At 53.7% G+C, this 21,776-nt stretch carries 16 protein-coding genes and 1 pseudogene; 15 read left to right on the top strand and 2 right to left on the bottom strand.

Features of this window, described 5'->3' with window-relative positions:
* The 14 genes from tssC to SIK97_RS16260 form a co-directional block, all read left to right on the top strand.
* The coding region (gene tssC, locus SIK97_RS16325) for a type VI secretion system contractile sheath large subunit (RefSeq protein WP_319610945.1) at nucleotides 1-1,036 on the top strand (1,036 nt) is incomplete at its 5' end.
* 13 nt (nucleotides 1,037-1,049) lie between these two features.
* Nucleotides 1,050-2,270, top strand: a complete 1,221-nt coding sequence (tssK, locus tag SIK97_RS16320) for a type VI secretion system baseplate subunit TssK (protein ID WP_239692902.1) — start codon at nucleotides 1,050-1,052, stop codon at nucleotides 2,268-2,270.
* The gene (locus SIK97_RS16315; RefSeq protein ID WP_139134506.1) at nucleotides 2,263-4,884 is read left to right on the top strand and encodes a T6SS effector BTH_I2691 family protein; all 2,622 of its coding nucleotides are present in this window, start codon (nucleotides 2,263-2,265) and stop codon (nucleotides 4,882-4,884) included. The genes tssK and SIK97_RS16315 overlap by 8 nt, the downstream gene beginning before the upstream one ends.
* A 3-nt stretch (nucleotides 4,885-4,887) precedes the next feature.
* Nucleotides 4,888-5,193, top strand: a complete 306-nt coding sequence (locus SIK97_RS16310) for a hypothetical protein (protein ID WP_057174082.1) — start codon at nucleotides 4,888-4,890, stop codon at nucleotides 5,191-5,193.
* A gap of 37 nt (nucleotides 5,194-5,230) precedes the next feature.
* Complete coding sequence (locus SIK97_RS16305) at nucleotides 5,231-5,947, top strand: DUF6708 domain-containing protein (RefSeq protein WP_319610944.1); 717 nt, start codon at nucleotides 5,231-5,233, stop codon at nucleotides 5,945-5,947.
* A gap of 40 nt (nucleotides 5,948-5,987) precedes the next feature.
* Nucleotides 5,988-7,022 (top strand): DUF6708 domain-containing protein, encoded by a 1,035-nt coding sequence (locus tag SIK97_RS16300; protein ID WP_057174084.1) that lies wholly within the window; start codon nucleotides 5,988-5,990, stop codon nucleotides 7,020-7,022.
* Nucleotides 7,019-7,285, top strand: coding sequence for a PAAR domain-containing protein (locus tag SIK97_RS16295; RefSeq protein ID WP_071957396.1), 267 nt, complete (start codon nucleotides 7,019-7,021; stop codon nucleotides 7,283-7,285). The genes SIK97_RS16300 and SIK97_RS16295 overlap by 4 nt, the downstream gene beginning before the upstream one ends.
* A complete protein-coding gene (locus SIK97_RS16290; protein WP_139134507.1) occupies nucleotides 7,285-8,499 on the top strand; it encodes a hypothetical protein in 1,215 nt (404 codons plus the stop codon). Before SIK97_RS16295 ends, SIK97_RS16290 begins: the two co-directional genes overlap by 1 nt.
* Nucleotides 8,500-8,584: 85 nt before the next feature.
* Nucleotides 8,585-12,007: an ImcF-related family protein gene (locus SIK97_RS16285; RefSeq protein WP_413614543.1), complete on the top strand. Its 3,423-nt coding sequence runs from the start codon at nucleotides 8,585-8,587 to the stop codon at nucleotides 12,005-12,007.
* A 240-nt stretch (nucleotides 12,008-12,247) separates the two neighbouring features.
* Nucleotides 12,248-14,008, top strand: a complete 1,761-nt coding sequence (tssF, locus tag SIK97_RS16280) for a type VI secretion system baseplate subunit TssF (RefSeq protein ID WP_049080650.1) — start codon at nucleotides 12,248-12,250, stop codon at nucleotides 14,006-14,008.
* Nucleotides 13,972-15,057 (top strand): type VI secretion system baseplate subunit TssG, encoded by a 1,086-nt coding sequence (gene tssG, locus SIK97_RS16275; protein ID WP_057174085.1) that lies wholly within the window; start codon nucleotides 13,972-13,974, stop codon nucleotides 15,055-15,057. Before tssF ends, tssG begins: the two co-directional genes overlap by 37 nt.
* On the top strand, nucleotides 15,035-15,574 hold the full coding sequence (gene tssJ / locus SIK97_RS16270) for a type VI secretion system lipoprotein TssJ (protein WP_032749377.1): 540 nt from the start codon (nucleotides 15,035-15,037) through the stop codon (nucleotides 15,572-15,574). Before tssG ends, tssJ begins: the two co-directional genes overlap by 23 nt.
* Nucleotide 15,575: 1 nt before the next feature.
* Complete coding sequence (gene tssE, locus SIK97_RS16265) at nucleotides 15,576-16,031, top strand: type VI secretion system baseplate subunit TssE (RefSeq protein WP_014838282.1); 456 nt, start codon at nucleotides 15,576-15,578, stop codon at nucleotides 16,029-16,031.
* A 23-nt stretch (nucleotides 16,032-16,054) separates the two neighbouring features.
* On the top strand, nucleotides 16,055-17,389 hold the full coding sequence (locus tag SIK97_RS16260; RefSeq protein ID WP_049102109.1) for a VasL domain-containing protein: 1,335 nt from the start codon (nucleotides 16,055-16,057) through the stop codon (nucleotides 17,387-17,389).
* Nucleotides 17,390-17,551: 162 nt separating this feature from the next.
* Here SIK97_RS16260 and SIK97_RS16255 read toward each other — a convergent pair whose 3' ends face one another.
* Nucleotides 17,552-19,231 (bottom strand): glycoside hydrolase family 43 protein, encoded by a 1,680-nt coding sequence (locus tag SIK97_RS16255; protein WP_057174086.1) that lies wholly within the window; start codon nucleotides 19,229-19,231, stop codon nucleotides 17,552-17,554.
* Between the two features lie 54 nt (nucleotides 19,232-19,285).
* Entirely contained in the window at nucleotides 19,286-20,725 is a 1,440-nt protein-coding gene (locus SIK97_RS16250) for an MFS transporter (protein WP_162557343.1), read from the bottom strand.
* A gap of 906 nt (nucleotides 20,726-21,631) precedes the next feature.
* On the opposite strand from SIK97_RS16250, the pseudogene SIK97_RS16245 reads away from it, so the two are divergent.
* Nucleotides 21,632-21,776: pseudogene (locus SIK97_RS16245) on the top strand (carbohydrate porin); the annotation flags it as partial.

The following is a 21,776-nucleotide window of genomic DNA, read 5'->3' as shown; positions in this document are numbered from 1 at the left end:
GTACGACACCCCGGGCGGCGAGCCGATTGGCTCGGTGATCTCCGCGTATGAGTTCGACGCCAGCCCGCAGGACGTGGCGCTGCTGCGCAACATCTCCGGCGTCTCCGCTGCGGCCCATATGCCGTTTATCGGCGCCGTCGGCCCGGCCTTCTTTCTGAAAGAGTCCATGGAAGAGGTCGCCGCCATCAAGGATATCGGCAACTACTTCGACCGCGCCGAGTACATCAAATGGAAATCCTTCCGCGACACCGACGACGCGCGCTATATCGGCCTGGTGATGCCGCGCGTGCTGGGCCGCCTGCCGTATGGACCGGACACCGTGCCGGTGCGCAGCTTCAACTACGTCGAGCAGGTGAAAGGCCCGGACCACGAGAAATACCTGTGGACCAGCGCCTCGTTCTCCTTCGCGTCCAACATGGTGAAAAGCTTTATTAATAACGGCTGGTGCGTGCAGATCCGTGGCCCGCAGGCGGGCGGAGCGGTGAAAGATCTGCCGATCCACCTCTACGATCTGGGCACCGGCAACCAGGTGAAGATCCCGTCGGAGGTGATGATCCCGGAAACCCGCGAGTTTGAGTTCGCCAGCCTCGGCTTTATCCCGCTGTCGTACTACAAAAACCGCGACTACGCCTGCTTCTTCTCGGCCAACTCGGCCCAGAAGCCGGCGCTGTACGACACCGCCGACGCCACCGCCAACAGCCGCATCAACGCGCGCCTGCCGTATATCTTCCTGCTGTCGCGTATTGCGCACTACCTGAAGCTCGTTCAGCGTGAAAACATCGGCACCACCAAGGATCGCCGCCTGCTGGAGCTGGAGCTCAACACCTGGGTACGCGGTCTGGTGACGGAGATGACCGACCCGGGCGACGAGCTGCAGGCCTCGCACCCGCTGCGCGACGCGAAGGTGGTGGTGGAAGATATCGAGGACAATCCGGGCTTCTTCCGGGTGAAGCTGTACGCGGTGCCGCACTTCCAGGTGGAAGGGATGGACGTGAACCTGTCTCTGGTTTCTCAGATGCCGAAAGCGAAAGCGTAAGGCGGGGGCAGGGATGAAAACAGTACGACCGCTGTGGGGGCGAGGCCAGATGGTTTCCCCTCAACATTTTCAGCAGGAGGCCGCGCAAGCGGCCTGGCACACCGAGTGTGTCGCCCGACTGGGAGTAATACATCCCTGGGGGGTTGCGCGGACGGCTTTTGACGCCGCGCTGCTGAAGCAGGGGAAACTGAAGGCCGACCACCTGTGCGTACGTTTCGCCGACGGAACGCTCACTGATAGCGATAACGCCGATGTGTTGCCGCCCGTGATGACCTTACCGGAAACAGAAAGCCACGAACTGACGGTGGTTTTGGCGCTGCCCCATGAGTATGAAAACGGCGGCAACTGCCTGCAACCGGAGCAGAAAGCGGAGCGTCCTGTGCGCTGGCGTCTGGCCTGGCGGGAGGTGCGTAACCGCTATGGGGATGACAGCCGCCAGATTGCGGTAATGCAGCCGGAGCTGACGCTGCGTACAGAGGATAACGACAACGGCAATTACCAGACCGTCGCCGTGGCCCGTCTTAAGCGCGACAGCCAGGGAGACTGGTCGCAGGACGCGTCGTTTATCCCGCCGCTGCTGAACGTGCAGGCCAGCCGCTGGCTATGCACTTTGCTAATCCGAAGCGAACGCACGGTATCTGAAATGCGTAGCGTGCTTATCAAAGCAATGCATTTTACTGATGAAAATCACCGACGTCATATTCTTCGATATTACGATCCCCGTGTGTTGTTCCATCTTTCCTGGATGTTTACATACAGACAATTAATGGAACTCATCCCTGTCAGACAGTCATCATACTGGACGCTTTGGATTGAAGGTCAATGGCATACTCTGGTATGTCATTCTTCAGAAGTAATGCTCACATCCGTTGAACATGAAACCGTTTTTCCAGCTGCGCGCCTAAAAAACATAGGGTTAATAAATCGAGTGTTAATGGAAATTCCATTTATTACTGATATTGCAGAACGTCGAAACTGTAGTCAGCGTATTGAAAAATTGCTGAGTCGGGGGCTGAGTCTGGGCCTGACACATCACAATGATCTTATTGCCTTTGCCTGTAGTGGCTTGACCCGTGAGCCTGATTTCTGGCGTATTCCAATAATCCAGGAATGGTTAAGGTGTGCAGAAAAAACGCCTGAACTTTTTTCGCGGATGATTAATGGTTTGAGTGATATTGAATGGCAGACGCTTCTGTTGCAACAGGAAAGATATAAGGAAAATAATCATGAGTGAAAATAACCAGAGATGCGGTTTTTGTAGCCGTTACGGGCTACCCGTTCTACCTGTACGGCCGGGTATCGCAGATAATCATGATAATATCCCATATTTGCCTGAAAATATCTCACCGTCCATCGCTCCTCGTGGCCGTTCTGCCTATACAGGGCGTTTATTGAGAGAAGGTTACCTTCATGTCTATGATGAAATGATTAATCGATGGCAGGATTACTATGTGACGGAAGAAGGTTATTATTATCCTTTGCCTGGATGTGGTGATGTGCCACCAAGATTGTTAAGTGGTGAAATGAAGCCATGTATTACTAAGCCAGAAGATCTGGCAAAAGCTTCATTAATTACGTTACCTGTAATGCCGCCGCCAATGAAAAACGGCATATTCTGGTTTGCCTGGTCGCAAAACAAATGGACGCCTGCGGTAAGGAAAAAATATGAAGATCCTGCGGTCCGTCAAAAAATAATGCAAAGATTTGATATGGATGGATGGCTAAGCAGCGGTAATGGGGAAAAGCTATTAGCCCTTTCCCAAGTGACTAAAGTTGTTGCCGAGTATAGCCCAATGTCAGCTTATGCCGAAATTAAGGACTACTCGGCGTCATATTTTCAGCCCCTTCCACTTGCCGCGACCAATTTGATTAAGTCTGCCGAGAAATTAATGCCGGGTAAAGGGGCAATTTTAGTGCTTCAGGATCCAGTGGCAATACTGCAAGAAATTTCATCGCTGCTGTCATATCAAACAACCCGGGATCTTTATGGCAATGAGAAATATATCTGGAAACACTCTTTAGCTTCCACACTGATTGGCTTAAAGGAGTCAATGACCCGTCAGATGGCGCGGGACAAGATTGCAAACGTTGAGTTCACTTCCATGAGTGAGAAACTCGGAACAAAAACACGAGAAGGCCTTGATTTATTACCTTCCCAGGAGCTCGCAAAGCAGCGCAATGCTGATTTGGATGCCACACTAAATAGTCGCGTTGAGACAGAATGGCAGACCTACGCGTCACATTATGATGAAAAACAGCTTGAACAATTTATCAAGGAATTTAATGAAGAAGTTAATTCCTACGATGAATCAGTCGTCGGTCCTACGACAGAGATGTACCTGGAGTGGTTCAAAAGTGAAGTCACCACTGGGTACTTCAAGTGCAATTTTGATGTGGCCGATATTCAGAGTGGGTTCGATTATATACAGACAGTGGGTTATTGCATCGTTGGCATGCAAGATAAGGCATTGACGCTGCGCTATTTCACCGAACAGCTAAAAATGAAGTCTAATGATTACAACAATATCCTGATGCGTGCGCTGGTGTTTAATCAGGACAAACTGTCACAGCGTCTGGGAGCGTTAGTTCAGGATAATAGTAGTTTGTGGGCTCAGCCCTGGAATGGGGTTGCTGATGCTTTTAAAGATACGTTTGACAAGATGCAGGAGGCCGCCGCAGGTTACCTTGGAACCTTTTTGGGAAAAGTCATTGGTCCTGTTTCACAAATTTTACAGGCAGCAGCAAAAAGTCATTTGAGTTATCAATTATTTAGCATGATGGCCGTTATTGACCGACGCGCATTTATTCCTGTAACTCGTATTGGGAGCGAGGCTGATTTTGTGGAGGACGTTGTCAGAGTGCTGGGCAGAAATGCCGGGATTACCGGGGACAGTACTGAAGATGTTCTGCGTATGTACGTCAGATGGGAAGTTCGCCGACTTGGAATTGATGGCGTGCCACTTACCGGAGCCGGCGAACGCCATTATATTGCCGCTGTTGATATGAATACGTTCAATGAGCTGGCTGCGCTACCGGAAAGTCAACGCGTGTATCGCCTGAGTGAATCCTTACGCACCGATGCTGATGTTGACAGGTTATTATTTGCTCGCTGGCAGAACCATATCAACGCGGGTTTCAGTTCGATAAAGCAAAGCGTGCCTTTGGCGCTCGGGGTGGTCTCAATGGCGTTGCAAACAGCGTCGTTGTGGGTAAGCATGGATTTCAGCCATAAGCCCGTAACCGCAAGTCAGCAGGAAGCCAGAAATCGCTTCTGGGCAGGAACACTGTCATTAACGGGAACAACAGCCGGAACGATAGAGTCGGCGATAATTCGCTTTAATAAACTGGGTGCGGAGTTTCCCGGTTCAGCGGCGGAAAAAATTGCAAAATGGTTTGCTGCATCCGGACGTTTCCTTGGTGCTGCAGGGGGACTGGTGGCGGCTTATTATGATGCTGTTCATTTTCAGGAAGAATGGAACAGTAAGCGTAAAGGGTTGGCTTTTGCCTATGGAGCGTCGACGGTATCTGGTTTGTATTTAGCTTTTGCGCCATTTATTAACTGGAAGTGGTTGGGAAGGGTACTAGGGAGAATAGGCTGGCGTGTAGGTAGTCGGACGTTGGTTACTGTTGGAGCAAGTGCTGAAGTTATTGGTCTTACTGTGGGATGGATAATGGTGGCGGTGCTTCTGATTGCAGCCTTTTATATTTCATGGAAACAGACCAATGAGTTGCAGCAATGGCTGGAGAAAACCATGTGGGGAGTAACGCCGGAGGGACTTCATCCTGAACCACATCAGACACTTCAGATTGAAATGCAGAGTCTGAAAGATATTATGCAGGTGGGATAATACATGGATTATGATGGTTTGATGTTCAAATATGACAAAAACAGATTTCCTGATATAGAGTTAACAGATGATGAAATAAATAATCAATTACATCAGAATGAAAAAATAGACCTGGGTGACAAGAAAGTCATGGATGATGCGGCGGTGATTCATCTCAGCTCGGGTTATATGGAGGTGGTGGATAAGTGGTATGCGATAAAAGGATTTTTAACCGTACCGTCACTGGCATTACTTGTGCTTTTTGCCTCAGGTGTAATTTATATACCCTGTAATATGTTTGTTCATTTTTTTTTTGCAGCAGGATTATGACGGATGGTTTTATGCCATCGGTTTTATTGCTCTTTTTGTGTCAATTCTGGCCTCTTTGTTCTGTTATTTAATGCTAAGAGTTGAATGTTTTCGCTGGACGCATTATCCCGTCAGATTTGACAGGAAAAACAGACTGGTGCATGTATTCAGCGTGGACGGTGAGGTTTACAGTGCCCCCTGGGACGACATCTTTTTCACCACCGGCGATTGCGTGACCCATAAATTAACGAAGCGGAAGAATTACGATATTCGCGGACATGTGCTGGCGGAGGATCGCAAAACGGTGCTGAAAACGTTCACGCTGTCGGTTTCTGCCCCGCGGCGTGAAGACTTATACCGCAACTGGGAATTTGTGCGCCGCTATATGGAAGAAGGGCCGGAGGCGGTTGCCGGCGTGCTGAAACTGATGCCGCCGGTGGAGGGACGCCGGGAAGGGATATTTTTTGGCTACTGGTATCTGATGTTCAGCGCCACCTACGGGGCGCCATTTTTTGTGGTGCCCTTTCTGATGGCGCTGTATCTGACGGCCTGGCCGTTCCGGGTCTTTGCGATGTACACCTGCCGGATCCCGCGCTGGAGTGAGGAGGTGCAGGCCAGCTGCGTGATTGCGCCGGACGATCCCTGGGATATCAGTGCCGCGCAGAATCCCCGTTCGCTCTGGCGCTGGATGCTTGGAATGGACAAGTCGCACAGCATGGTGGATAAAAAACGCGCCATGATGGCTGTGACAAAAGTCTCAGACGCTTCAGAGTGAAATGCAGAATCTGAAAGACATTATGCGGGCAGGATAAAAAATGGATTATGATGGATTAATGATTAAATACAAGTACCGGGCCTCACCTGTACTGACTGAAGATGAACGGGCTAATCAATTACATCAGAATGAAAAAGTAGACCTGGGTGACAAAAAAGTCATGGATGATGCGGCGGTGATTCATCTCAGCTCGGGTTATATGGAGGTGGTGGATAAGTGGTATGCGGTAAAAGGATTTTTAACCGTTCCATCCCTGGCTCTGTTTCTTCTTTTTACTTGGGGTGTATATGATTTTACATCAACAATGATATATGAGTACTTATCCGGGCGTCAGAGAGATCTTTTTTTCTGGGGATTCGGCACTGGTGCAGTAATCATTTCTTTTCTTCTGGCATGGTTCTGTTCATTTATGATGAGGGTTGAATGTTTCCGCTGGACGCATTATCCGGTCAGGTTTGACAGGAAAAACAGACTGGTGCATGTATTCAGCGTGGACGGGGAGGTTTACAGTGCCCCCTGGGACGACATCTTTTTCACCACCGGTGATTGCGTGACCCATAAGTTAACGAAGCGGAAGAATTACGATATTCGCGGACATGTGCTGGCGGAAGATCGCAAAACGGTGCTGAAAACGTTCACGCTGTCGGTTTCCGCTCCGCTGCGTGAAGACCTGTACCGCAACTGGGAATTTGTGCGCCGCTATATGGAAGAAGGGCCGGAGGCGGTTGCCGGCGTACTGAAACTGATGCCGCCAGTGGAGGGACGCCGGGAAGGGATATTTTTTGGCTACTGGTATCTGATGTTCAGCGCCACCTACGGGGCGCCGTTTTTTGTGGTGCCTTTTCTGATGGCGCTGTATCTGACGGCCTGGCCGTTCCGGGTCTTTGCGATGTACACCTGCCGGATCCCGCGCTGGAGTGAGGAGGTGCAGGCCAGCTGCGTGATTGCGCCGGACGATCCCTGGGATATCAGTGCCGCGCAGAATCCCCGTTCGCTCTGGCGCTGGATGCTGGGAATGGACAAGTCGCACAGCATGGTGGATAAAAAACGCGCCATGATGGAGGTGAAGAAATGAAAGGCATCGTTCGTATTGGCGATAAAACAACGCATGGTGGTCAGGTGCTGTCCGGTTCCGGGACCATGAAATTTCAGGGGGTGGGTGTGGCGCGTTTAGGCGATGCGGTAAGTTGTCCCATAGAAGGGCATAGTCCATCATATATAGCGGAAGGCCACCCTACTATGAAAGATAATGGCGTACCCGTTGCATTTCATAATTATAAATGTACTTGTGGTTGCACATTAATTACCTCACTAAGCTGCGCTACAACGAGTAAATAATGCCTGTTGATCTCTCTGTGATTCCTCCCGCAACTAAGCGGAAATTACCTCCGTCTGTAAAACGATGGTCGGTTGTGCTGCTTGTCTTCATTGTTTGTGGTGGGCTTTTTACCTCATTGTTGTGGCCCTCACATAGCATAGTACGAGGGGGATTATTCTGGAACTGTTTTATCAGCTTACCATTTATAATATGGTTGTTTATATTTGGTGTTCGCTGGCTATGTTATTTGACATCCGTATGGTTCTCTGATGGCTGGAATCATGAACGGGAAAAAGATATTGAGAATGAAATTCAGCGTGGGCAGCGTTATCTGACGCTGGAAGCTGTATGTACGCATTTACCACACGTTGTAACGTCTGGTGTCATGACGGACCAATTTATAATACCCGGGGGAGTTGAGTTACCCACAGTGGTGGATGAAGTCACGCAAATAGTGAGCTATCAAACCCGTTTTGGCGATGCCAGGTTGCCTCTATCAATCAGAATAGTCAGGGAGCTAACCTTACTTCTTGAGGACGTAACATTACAGACAGCGTTAATGAAATGTAAGGCTTCAAAGCGGTTGACTGTGGTTTTACAGCTCGATAGTGATATTGCATTGGCGTCAGATACTATTTCAGATATTCAGGAGGAAATTAAATTACTTGTGCCTGAGCATGCGCAAGTTTTGTTTTTCTCCCAATTTGGATTGACCGATATTGATAATTGGCTGGATAAACCTCGAACTATAGAAACTCTATTGATTTTGTCAATCAAATTAAAAACAAAATTACGTAATGGAGAAGGGGAAGCTGCAGTGGCATTGCTTTTAAACGCCACACAAGCCGATTCACAACTGAAAAATTATATAGCTCATATTCACAGGCCGGAAAAAACAACTCATGCAGGACTAAATGCATCAGTGATGCAGTCATTGTTATGGGGGAAGAGCAATCTCGAAAATATCGAATATCTCTGGTTAGCAGGAATGGGGGCGAAAAATAAAGAGAAAACACAGGTTGCTAATAATCTCGGTTTGCCATTGAATGATACAAAGGCGAAGTTGATCGATATTGACATGAAGAGTGGTTTTACGGGGAGTGTATCGCCGTGGCTTGCTATTGCTTTGGCTTCTGGTAATCACAGATATTCCTCACCGCAGCTGATTGTCAGTATGTCTGAACATGATGATTTCTTGTGGTCGTTGGTCGTTAGGCCTCAAGCACAGTTGTAGCTTCGAATTTATTATCCTCGTGTTATTTAAGTTGTAAGGCATTGCTGATGTTTCTCTATCCAGTTATTTTATGTCGGGAGAAAAGGTGAAACGTATTTTACAGGGAATAAAAAACACAACATTTCAGTTGTGGTTTATCTTGTTTGTTCTTTTATGCTTGGGAGTTGCAGCATGCCTTATCCTCAGGAGTGAACCGACTATACTGGGGATTTCTCCAGACTCTATCTGGTTTGAGCGGCTATTTATATTAGCTCTGGTACTAACGGGTGGATTACTGCTCTTTATTATCATTTTTTTTATTACGACATATTTGTTTGGTAAAAACACTTACCGCCAGGCTAAATTCCTCTCATCTGGAAATAAAACCGATTTTATACAGCATCGAAGTGAGGCAGAATCCTCGACCGTTGCCAGCATTCGGCATTTGAAAGCCCACCTCCGCCGTCGCTACAACCTTTTCTGGCGCAGTAAGGTCCGCCTGCTGCTGGTCTGTGGCGAACCCGCGCACATCGCCGCCATCGCCCCCGGTCTGGCGGAAAAACAGTGGCTCGAAGGCCACCGCACGGTGCTGATTTACGGCGGCAGCCTGACATCGGCACCGGACACCGGGCACCTGACCGCCCTGCGTAAGCTGCGCCGCAGCCGTCCGTTGGACGGCATCGTGCTGGCGCTGGATGAGAGACAGACCACCGCCGGTACGCTGGATAACCATCTTCGCACCCTGGAGCAGGTCGGGGAGGCGCTGCGCTGGCAGCCGCCGGTGTACCTGTGGCAGGTGACTGACAGCGACTGGTCGCAGGATGCGCGCGTCACCCAGACGGTAGGGGCGCTTTTCCCGGCCCGCGCCACGCCGGCGGGGGTGGAGCGCCAGCTCCGCGCTATCCTGCCATCCCTGCGCGAAAGGGGAATGCAGCAGCTGTGCGCCGGGCCGTCGCACGATTTCCTGTTACGTTTCGGCCGGCAGCTGGAGAAACAGGGAATATCCCACTGGAAAACGCTGCTGACGCCGTGGCTGACGGAGCACCTGAAGCGTGTTCCGCTGCGCGGCCTGATGTTCAGCCCGTCGCTGGCCCCTGAGGATAATGTCGCGGGCCATGAACACCGCTGGTCCGCTCCGGCGGTCTGGCAGGGCGTGACGGCGGACTGCGCTCAGGCGCGGGGCGTGCGGGCAGGGATACCGTGGCAGCGAACGTCTGGCGTCATCCTGCTGACGCTGATTGCCCTGTGGGGGGCGGGCAGCGTGGTCTCCTTTGCCGTTAACCGCCACCATATCGTCAGCGCGGCGGCGCGGGCGCAGCAGCTGGTGAATCATCCCGCGGTTAACGACCCGCAGCTGATGGCGCTGCAGGCCCTGCGTAACGATATCGGGCGTCTGCAGACGCAACAGGCGAATGGCGCTCCCTGGTACCAGCGCTTCGGGCTGGACCACAATGCGCCGCTCTCCGCTGCCCTGATGCCCTGGTACGGCCGGGCCAGTAACCGCCTGATACGCGATGCGGCCATGCAGGCGCTGACGCAGAAACTGACCGTCCTGGCGAACCTGCCGCCGCGCAGCCCGCAGCGTGCCACGTCAGCTAAAGCGGGCTACGACCAGCTAAAAGCATACCTGATGATGGCGCGCCCGGACAAAGCCGACGCTGCCCTGTACGCGCAGGTGATGACAACCACCGCGCCATCCCGGCCGGGACTCTCCCCGGCGCTGTGGCAGAGTATCGCCCCGGACCTTCACGCCTTTTACATGCAGAGCCTGCCGTTGCAGCCTGCCTGGAAAATCACGCCGGACAGGCAGCTGGTCACCCGGGTACGTCAGGTGCTGCTGGAGCAGATTGGCCGGCGCAACGCGGAAAGTACGCTGTATGAGAACATGCTCACCCGGGTGCGCCGCAGCTACGCGGACATGACGCTGGAGGACATGACGCCGCAGACCGACGCCGGTCGCCTGTTCAGCACGCCGGAGTCGGTGCCGGGGATGTTCACCCGCCAGGCGTGGGAGGGCGGGGTTCAGGAAGCCATTGATAACGCCGTGGCGTCCCGGCGCGATGAAATCGACTGGGTGCTGAGCGATAGCCGTAAAACGCTGCCCGGCGACGTCTCCCCGGAGGCGCTGAAGCAGCGCCTGACGGCGCGCTACTTCACCGATTTTGCCGGTGCCTGGCTGAACTTCCTCAGCAGTATCCGGCTGAACCCAGCGCACAATATTGCCGACGTCACCGACCAGTTAACGCTGGCCGGGGACGTGCGCCAGTCGCCGCTGATTGCCCTGATGAACACCCTGGCTTACCAGGGGCAGACCGGGCAGCAGAAAGAGGCCATTTCCGCATCGCTGGTGAAATCGGCGAAAAACCTGCTGGGCGGTGATGACCGGCCGGTGATTGACCAGCAGGCCGCCGGACCGGCGGGGCCGCTGGACAGCACCTTCGGGCCGCTGCTGCAGCTTATGGGTAAAAACAGCGCGCAGAGCGTGATGGCGGCGGACAGTTCGCTCAGTTTACAGACTTACCTGACGCGCCTGACCCGCGTGCGCCTCAGGCTCCAGCAGGTGGCAAACGCCGCCGACCCGCAGGCGATGATGCAGCAGCTGGCGCAGACGGTCTTCCAGGGCAAGAGCGTTGACCTGACCGACACGCAGGAGTATGGCAGTCTGGTGGCGGCAAGCCTCGGTGAAGAGTGGAGCGGTTTCGGGCAGACGATGTTTGTTCAGCCGCTGACCCAGGCCTGGGAGACGGTGCTTCAGCCGTCGGCGGCCAGCCTGAACGAAGCGTGGCAGCGCTCAGTTGTCGCGAACTGGAATTCAGCGTTTAAAGGGCGTTATCCCTTTGCTGCCGCGAAGAGCGAAGCCTCGCTGCCGATGCTGGCGGCGTTCATCCGCCGCGATACCGGACGTATTGACCGTTTCCTCAGCACGCAGCTGGGCGGCGTTCTGCACCGGGAGGGCAGCACCTGGGTGGCGGACAGAACCCGCAGCCAGGGGCTGACGTTCAGCCCGGCCTTCCTGAACGCGGTGAACCAGCTCAGCCAGCTGTCCGACATCCTGTTCACCGACGGCAGCCAGGGTATCAGCTTTGAACTGCAGGGGGTGGCGATGCCGGAAGTGGTGGAAACACAGCTGACGCTTGACGGGCAGAAACTCCACTATTTTAACCAGGTTGCCGACTGGCAGAGCTTCCGCTGGCCGGGGGTAATCAATAAACCGGGGGCGATGCTGACCTGGACGTCGACGGCGGCGGGAACCCGTCTGTATACAAACTACAGTGGCCCGTGGGGCGTTATCCGGATGCTGGAACAGATGCAGCGGCAGAAAGCGGGGGACGGGCTGTACCGGCTGAGCGTCACCGCGCCGGACAGGCGACAGCTTCAGTGGCTGCTGCGTACGGAACTGGGCGACGGACCGCTGGCGCTGCTGAAGCTGCGAAACTTCAGTCTGCCGTCGCAGATATTCAGCGTCGGTGTCCCGGCGCCAGGCCGCACGAATGAATATGAGTCTGACGTTGTGGAAGGGAGTGAATAATGGCCTCTGTTGATATTCTGCTCGCCACCCGCCGGAGATACCCCCCGGAAACGATGATTTCAAGAAGATGCGTGATGAGGTAAGGGCGCGCAACTTATTGCTTCAATGTTCAATGTTCAATGTTCAATGTTCAATGTTCAATGACACTGATGCGATTTGAGGCTGCAGAAAACACCTATCGCGATCTTCTCCCCATTTTAAACGCACCTCCTGTAGCTCTAAGGCTAAAAGCATATTTCTATGGACGACTTAACCCTGCGTTATTTTGACGCCGAAATGCGTTACCTGCGTGAAGCGGGCGAAGAGTTCGCCCGCGCCCATCCTGACCGGGCGGCGGCCTTAAATCTCGACAAAGCGGGCGCGCGCGACCCCTATGTCGAGCGCCTGTTTGAAGGCTTCGCCTTTCTGATGGGCCGCCTGCGCGAAAAGCTCGACGACGATCTGCCGGAGCTGACCGGCGGACTGGTGAGCATGATCTGGCCACACTACCTGCGTACCATTCCGTCGCTCTCCATTGTTGAGTTCACCGCGGACTGGCGTGAGCTGAAAGAACCTGTCCGCGTTGAAAAAGGCTTTGGAATTCTTTCTCAGCCCATTGGTGAAAAGCGCACCCGCTGCCATTACACCACGACGCAGCCGCTGACCCTGCAGCCCCTGTCGCTCGCCCGGGCGGGGATCTCGACGGAACCGGATGGGCGCTCGCTTCTCCGCCTGCGCTTTGAGTGCAGCCCGCTGGCAGACTGGAGCCGCATCGACTTAAGCCGCATCCCGCTGTACCTGAATGGCGATGCGCCGCTGGCCTGCGCCTTGCATGAGGCGCTGACGCTCCGGGTGGCGAAAACGGGTATCCGCTTTCCCGGCGATGCTGACCGCAGACCGCTGGACGCCCGTTTTGCCGTCTGCGGTTTCAGTAAGGAGGAGGCGCTGCTGCCGGAGTGCGGCAGTTTCAGCGGTTATCAGCTGCTGCTGGAGTATTTTACCTTCCGTGAAAAGTTTATGTCGGTGACGCTGCGCGGCCTGGAAAATGTGGATTTCCCGGAAGAACTGGCGTGGTTTGAAATCGATATCGTGCTGGAGAGACAGTGGCCGCATGAATATGCGCTGTCGGAGAAACATCTGCGCCTGCACTGCACGCCGGTGATTAATCTGTTTCCGCTGGAGTCCGATCCGCTGCATCTGGACTCGCTACAGACCGAATACCTGCTGCGCCCGATGCGTGTCCAGGACGGTCATACCGAGATTTATTCCGTGGATTCGGTCACCTCCTCGCGCCACTCCGGTCACCAGACGTATGTGCCGTTCACCAGCTTCCGTCACAAGGGAGGAATGCTGCGCCATGATGCGCCGGAATATTATTACCATACGCGGGTAAAGTCCGGTCCTTCAGGGCTGCACGACACCTGGCTGACGCTCGGCGGCGAGGCGTTTGATAACCACACCGTACCGGAGAATGAAAAACTGTCGCTCAGCCTGACCGGCACCAACGGCCAGCTGCCGCGCCGGGCGCTGCAGAGTACGCTGCTGGACACGGTGGTGAAATCCACCACCGCGCGCATTCAGGTGCGTAACCTCTGCGCCCCGACGCTGCCGTGCTACCCGCCGGACCGCGATCGTTTTCACTGGCGGGTGCTGAGCCATCTCGGCAGCAGTTTCCTGTGGATGATGGATAACGCTGACGTGCTGCGCGGCGCGCTGGCCCTCTATGACTGGACCGATAACGAGATGAACCGCCGCCGCCTGGAAGCGATTGTCGATGTCAGGCATAGCGAGGTGGAACGTTTTGCGCAGGGCCATTTTCTGCGCGGCGTGCAGATTGAGGTGACCCTCGACAGCAGCGGCTTCGCCGGGCACGGCGATATCTGCCTGTTCGGCGAGATGCTGAACCGCTTCTTCGCGCTGTATACCGATATTCACCTGTTCAATCATCTGATTCTGATACTACAACCTGGGGGAGAGCGCCTCGAATGGCAGGAGAACCACAACCGCCGCATTCCCGGCTAAGCCCCCGGCTTGAGCGGGAAATCTATCGCATCAACTTCTACCGCTTCTGCCAGTTACTGGAAAAGCGTCGTCCGGGCGCATCGCCGTTGGGCAGCACCCTGAATCCGGCGGACGATCCGGTACGGTTTCGCCCGCATCCGGGAATGGGCTTCCCGGTCAGCGAGCTGAAAGCGGTGGAATATGATGAAGACCATCCGGATGCGCCGCCGACGGTGCGCACGACGTTTATGGGGCTCTACGGCGTCGACTCGCCGCTGCCCACCGCGTGGCTCGACGAGATCGCCCAGCAGCGGGAAGGGCACGAAGCGCAGGAGGCGTTTCTCGATATCTTTAACCACCGCATTCTGACGCAGTTTTACCGCATCTGGCGAGAATATTCCTACCCGGCGACGTTTGAAGCGGGGGGCAGGGACAGCACCTCGCAGAGCCTGCTGGGCCTTATCGGTCTGGGAATGCCGGGTACCGATAAGCATATCGCCACCCCGATATCGCGTTTTCTGGCGCTGCTCGGCATCATGCGCCTGCCTGCGCGTACCGAAGAGGGGATTCAGGCGCTGGTACGTCTGCTGGCTCCCCGCACGCGGACCACCGTCACGCCGCACTGCCCGCGCACGTTTTTCATCAACAATCCACTGGGTTTTTACGGCAATGACGATTTTCTGCTCGATGGCTATAACGTGCTGGGCGACGAAACGACAGAGGTCAGCAGCCAGCTATTGATTGCGCTGTACACGGACGATATCGCCGAGGCGCAGGGGTGGTTACCGGAAGGGCAGATATATCAGGACTTTCTGGTCCTGCTGCGGGTCTATCTCGGCTGGCGCTATAAAGCGCGTATACAGCTGACCGTTCCTGCCCGGTTACTGCCTGCGCCGGTGCTGGGCGAACCCCCCTTTATGCTTGGCATGACGGGGATACTGGGCGTGGAGGGAGAGGAGAGCCCGCCCGATATCCCCGCCACCTTTACTATTGAGCCTGGCGGCTATTGCGGAATGCCGTCTGCAACTTTACAACAAGGAAACCAGCGTGTTGCATACCACTTTGATTAAACGATGGAGTTTACTTCTTATGCCTTTACTGCTGACAGGCTGTGGCCTGACGCAGAAAATTAGCGACAGCACCTCATCGGCGGTGAAATCGGTATTTTATAAGCAGGTAAACGTCCTGCATCTGGACGTTACCGCCCGGGCGGAACTGAACACCGATGAGCGGGAGAACACCTCGCTCTCCCAGCCGGTGATGGTGTGGGTCTACCAGCTCAGTGACCGCAAGGCGTTCGATAAACGGGTCTATCAGCAGCTGGTCACGGAAAGCGAGGAGGCCGCCGGAGACGAACGGCTTGCCAGCCGTAGCCTGGTGGTAAAACCCGGCGCTGACGTCAGCCTGGATATGCCGATGGACGAGAAGGCGCAGTTTATCGCGGTGGTGGGGTTATTCCGGGCGCCGGATATGGTGAAGAATGACTGGAAGCTGGTGCTGAGGCGCGACGATCTCGATCCCGACAAACCGCGCATTATTGAAGCCAGCCATAACCGCCTGACGCTGAAACCCCTGAAGGATGACTGAGATGCCCACACGCCATAATGCCCCCTCGCTGTATGAAATGCTGTACGGCAACTTTACCGGCGGACTCGACCTGCATCAGGTCAGTGAGGAAAACCAGGTTATTCTGTCGGTGCTGGATAATATGCAGCGCGTCCTCAACTGTCGCGCCGGGACGCTGGCGCACCTGCCCGATTACGGCCTGCCGGATATGACTAAAATCCTCCAGGGGATGCCGGGTACGGCTCATGAGCTGATGGGCATCCTGTCGGCCGTATTGCTTAAATATGAACCGCGGCTGAAGAAAATTGACGTGGTTCTGCTTGAGCAGGCTATTCCCGGCGAGCTGCGTTACGCCATTGACGCGGAGCTGAAGGGCGTAGGCCTGGTGCGCTACGGCACCGAATTTATGCCCGAGGGCAGGGTGCTTATCCGCCACCTCAAACAGCAGCAGTACCTGGAAGTCCGCTCCTCTATCTAGTTTTTATTCTGGCTGAAACCATCATGACGACCCCTTCTGAATGTTGCCTGAAAACCGGCGGCGACCCGCGTACGCTTGCGGATTACGCGCGCCTTCGCGATGAAATGAACAAACTGACCCATCCGGCGCGCCCGGATGTCAACTGGCGGCTCGCGGAAAAACTCTGCCTGTCGCTGTTTGAGCACAACGGCGTGGAGCTACAGACTGCCGCCTGGTATACGCTTGTCCGCACGCATCTGGCGGGGCTATACGGCATGAATGAAGGGCTGGCGATACTGGTCGCGCTGGTCTCCCGGCAGTGGAGCAATATGTGGCCGCAGCCGACGACTGCGCGAATCAAAATACTCAGTTCGCTCAGTCAACGGCTGCAGCAGGCGATGCGCACGCTGTCGCTGACCTATATCGACCTGAGCCAGCTTTACCAGGCAGAAGCGCATCTGACGGCGCTGGATGACGTACTGCAGCGTCTGGAACTCAAACATGCCGGCCAGCTTGATGCCCTGTCTATCCTGCTGCACAACGCGGCGGTGCGGCTGGAGAGCAGCGAAAATAAAGAGGAGACCGCGCCGCAAGCGGCCGCGCCTGATCCTGCCCCTTCCAGCCTCCCTGAACCGACCGCGCAGGTGAAATGGGTCTATGTCGCCGAACCGGCATCGCGGCCGAATGCTGACGTTGTGACGGCATTCCCGGCGCCCGCGATGCCCTGGAAGCCGTTTGTCGCCGGGATGCTGACTATGCTGGCGCTGGCCGGGGCCGCGGCGGGAGGATGGCGGGCAACGCACCCGTCCGATTCGGGGCAGATGCGGTTTCCCGCCCGGTTCTCTCCATTACCCGCGGTGCTTTCCGCTGAGCAGTTACAGACGCTACGACAACAATCCCCCTCGGCCGAGACGGGGATAAAACAGACTCAGCAGCAGCTGGCGCAGCTTTTACAGCTAAAACCGGACTGGGCTTTGAGTTATGGCACTCATCTGGCGCAGCAGGCGCTGACGCTATGGCCAGAACAGGCGAAACCGCTGGCGCGGCAATGGCAACAGCAGGTCAGCGCCGCAGCGCTTCCCGTGGAGAATCTCAGCGGCTGGCACCAGGGAATGACGCAGCTACAGCAGTTGACGAACCGGCTTAACGCGCTGGATGAACAGAAGGGGCGGTATATCACGGTGAGTGAGCTGAAGTCAGCGGTGTTTGCCATAACGCAGTCGTTGAGCCGTACCGTTCCGGCGGAAGAGCAGCTGCGACAACTCTCCGCACAGCCGCGCAATCAGCCCGGGTCTGCGGCGCAGCAGAACCAGACGGAGCAGCATCTGCAACAACTGATTGCCCGCTATGCTGCGCTGAAACAAAAAACGGCGGAATAAGTCTGCAATAGCCACCCGCACGGGTCATTAGCGTGACGCATGACTTTCGCTATCGGAACGGCCGGTCGCTGGCCTGATGCGACAACCCTGCCACACCCGGCACCGGCGCGCCTGTCGCGCCGGTGCCTCCTTTCAGCGTTCAATCTCCTCAGACAGGGCTATCTAATAACGCCGTAATTCACTGGCTTCCCAGCTATACGCGTCCCTGGCGATTAACGTGTCGCCAAGCTCCTGATAATCGAAATGATAAAACTCAGCGCGGGCGCCATAACCGGAGTAGTCGACTGCCGCAAGGCCAACAAACGCTCCGGTAAAGAATCCGCCATAGCTTTGCAGGACATAATCATCCGAAAGGATCGCAGCATCTAGCTTCACAGGGATTTCAGTGAACTCAACCCCATCAAAGCTATATTCATAGCTATACGTTTCCTTCCTGACTTTCGTCCGGAACCAGACATATTCAACGTGCTCCGGGACCTTGATGGCTTCATCTTTTAAATATGATGTATACCGTCCTCGATTATTCTCACCTATTTCAATGACCTTACCGTTAATTTCATTCCAGGTAATGAACACAAAACTCCAGTGACGATCGTTATAGTAATTCGTTAATCCAGCCATTTGCTGGTAGTTAAATGGATTAAATTTAACTTTAACTTTCGCATCAAAATAAAAGGCTTGCCAGCGTCGGGCAATCAGCGACAGGTCATGGGTATTCGCTAAAGATCCCTGGCCAATTAACGTTAACTTGCCATCGCCGGTGGTACCCATTTTTTCTGTAAACGGCACCCGCAGGGTGTTCCAGTTACCATCGAGTGTCGCCGTTGTAAATTCGTCGTGCTGGCTACGGTCTGCCGGACTTTCGGTATCAATGGCATCTTTCGGGCCTTCAACAAACGTCTTTCCGCCGTGACCGCCTTCAATACGCGGCCAGCCGCCTTCATCCCAGTACACCTTCTGAATAGCCGTTTCTCTGCCCAGCGTTGACCAGCCGCGAGGATCGTAGACTGACTCACCCGGGCGATTCCACGGACGCGCGCAGAGTGAGGCGTAGTACCATTCGCCGCCGGGGGTGGAAACCAACGCGCCGTGCCCTTGCTTTTGGATGTAGCTGTCTGGTGTATCGACGTTGGTTAAGAAGACCTCACCTGGCTCCGTTTCAAAGCTGTTGGCGTCTAAGGTTTTAGAACGCGCAACCACTTCCTGGTGCGTAAATACGGTGCCCCCCTGGGCGGCAAAAAGATAATAATATCCGTTCAGTTTATAGAGATGCGGCCCTTCAACGAGCCCAACGGCGGTCCCCCGATAAACGGTACGCGCGGTCTCTGGCATTAATTTCAGGGTTTTTGTATCCAGTTCAGTTAACGTGATGCCGTCAAAGGGATGGTGATATTCGCGATGGTCCCAGGTTTGCTGCACGATATATTTTCGGCCATCATCGTCGTGGAAGAGAGAAGCATCAAAACCTACGCCGTTAAGCTTAATGGGATCTGACCACGGGCCGCGGATATCGGCTGCGGTGGTCAGATAGTTTGTCATGTCTTTAAAGGCGCCTTCGGTGACTTTGACGTCGGTATACACTAGCCAGAATTGACCGTCGGCATAAGAGAGCGCCGGCGCCCAAATGCCGCCTGATGAAGGATTGCCTTTCATATCCAGCAGGGTGGTGGTTGACAGGGGCGAAGGGAGAAGATTCCAGTGCTCCAGGTCTTTTGACTCATGTAAACGAACGCCAGGGAACCACTCAAACGTAGAGTTGGCGATATAGTAGGTGTCCTCGACACGGATAATACTGGGGTCGGCATTAAACCCACGTAAAATAGGGTTTTGAATAAGTGACATATCATTACACCTTTTTATTTAAATGTTCCAAATGCATTTAATTTATATTTTTAACTACGCGCGGACCTCATCAAGCTGACGGTTGATATCGGTTACGTTTTTGTCAGAGATGGGGTAAACCTGCATGATGATCATCGATACGATGGCTAACGCGATAGGGATCCACACCGCGGTCATAATGATCCCGTCGATAGCGCTGGCGCTTTGCTGGGCGCCGGTTTCATTAAAGCCATAGACGGCCAGTAACCACAGGGGAATCGCGCCGCCGATGGTAAAGCCGATTTTGAAAAAGAGGCCCATAATCGCATTAATGATCGCCGCATTTCGCTTGCCGGATTTTAATTCGCCATACGCAATCACTTCAGGAACCAGCGCCCACATAAAGCCGGTCGCGGACGTTAAGCCCCATTGTTTAATGAAGGTGGCGATGTAAGCAAGCCAAAGCGCATCGTGCATGCCCTCGCGTGACCAGACGTAAGTCAGTAGCTCACCGACAATAAACATGGCCAGAAAAATATGGAAGAAGCCTTTTTTACCAAAAATTTTCTTGAGTTTGGGCCAAAAAATAGGGAATGCGATGCCCGGTATGGAGGCGACAAGGCCTACGGCGCCCATCCATTCTGAATGACCGACAACGTACTGATTGAAAAAGCCGTTAACCGTGTTCATGAAAAACATGAACGTGAAGGCCAGCATGAAAAACAGCCCGAGAATAACCAGCGGGCGGTTATGTTTGAGTTCAAGGAACAGATCGGTCGTTTTGACGTTGGCGGTCTGTTCTGCCGTCGCGACAACGCGTTCTTTCGTAAATTTATAGCAGATGAAAAGCGCCACCGCGCCGATGAGCATATACACGGAGTAGACGCCGAACCAGGCGTAGTTGGCTGATGGATCGGTATAGTTTCCCAGATTGAGCTCAATGCCGAAAAAACCGGTGTCCTTAAGGCTGCGATCTTTTGGTGAAGCCATCTGTACAAACATCGGGAACAGGGTATAAACAAGAAGATTGGCGCTATTGGCCAGCATCATTCGGGTACTGGTGAGTTTATCAATCGATTCCGGATCCCGGGTCAGGGATGCATTAAGCGAACCATAAGGAATATTCACTACGGAATAAACTAAATCCAGAGCCAAATAAACGATGAAGGCAAAAGGTACCGAACCTCTGACCCCAGGAATGGGAGCAAAAAGTAAAGCGGAAAGGATCACCAGCGGTACGCCGGCTCTTAACAGCCAGGGGCGGTATTTACCTGCTTTTGACGTTCTTTTGTCAACATACGTGCCGACCATCGGATCCCAAAAGACATTGATGATTCGGACAAAAAGAAATATAAACCCTGCCGTTGCCGTGCTGATGGTATTAACCGTCAGCATGTGAAGAGCCAGAAAGCCGCCTATTGTGCCAAAAACCAGGTTTTGAGCGAAGTCGCCCATACCATAACCAATACGTTCTCCACGCGTTAATTTATGATATTCATCATGGCGGCTTTGCATTATGTTTTTACTCATTCTGAGCAGACTCCGGTGTGTTGTGTGGATGTGTAACAATTTCTGACATAAATGATCTCGAAGAATCTATTACGTTTTTAAATTAATTTATTATGTTTTTTTACTTCTGTGATCATCGAAGCAAAGCCTCTTCCAGACCCTCCATTTCACTTGTTGATTAACGCGTTACAAGCTATACCCCGGTAGATTTAAAACGCCGCAAAACCGGCATTTTGTTTTATTGTTTTTTTTTACTCTGACCACTCCAGGAAATGTACTCTACAGGGTTATCCGTGCGCTGAGTAAATGGCGCGAATATTTGCGAGATGGCTCACGTTTGAGCATTTTCTTAATCACGGAGTGAAATAACGTAATTGAGCAACCGGCCAGGAGAATACAGGATGTGTCACAGTTGTTAATTTTTCGCTTCATAAATTATGGGATTCATCATGCCATCTTGTGCTGAGCGGGGCGCTGCCAACGGTTTGACTCACCCATGCGACGGTGCCGGGGCGGCGGCTGGCGGCGGCTGGCGGCGGCCGGGCCCTGTGTCCCGGGGATGCAGGGCAAAGCGTTAGCGCCCTGAACGCTACCCATCGTCTGGGGGGCAAAACGTGATGCTGTGAGTAGGGAGGACGTCGCCATCGTTTTAAACTACGGCGTTAATTTCGGCGTATGCCCCAGCGCATTCAACGAATTCACTGCTGGCCGGTGAACTATCCAAAGTGATAATTCACCCGGGCAGCGCTAATTCTTAAACAACAACTATGGAGCTCGGATAACCCTAATAGTGTAAAGCCTCTGTTGATGTACAAAATAAAAATTAAATTGTTCTTATGATAGCGACATATTCTGATTGCCCAGAATGGGATTGTTATTATCTGAATAAAATTAACCTATATTGAGATAATTATGACAATGATAAAAAAACTTCCATTACCCATGGCGGTTATCGCCGCGCTTTTCCCATTTACCTCTGCAGTCGCCCAAGAGTTCACTCAGGAACAGATCGACGCCATTGTGGCGAAAGCCGTCGATAAAGCCCTGGCCGAACGCC

It is taken from the genome of Klebsiella sp. JN_Kp126 (assembly GCF_033843325.1).
Classification (GTDB): Bacteria; Pseudomonadota; Gammaproteobacteria; order Enterobacterales; family Enterobacteriaceae; genus Klebsiella; species Klebsiella michiganensis.
Note: the sequence above shows the minus strand (reverse complement) of the source record. Positions and strands in the feature narration are given on the sequence as shown.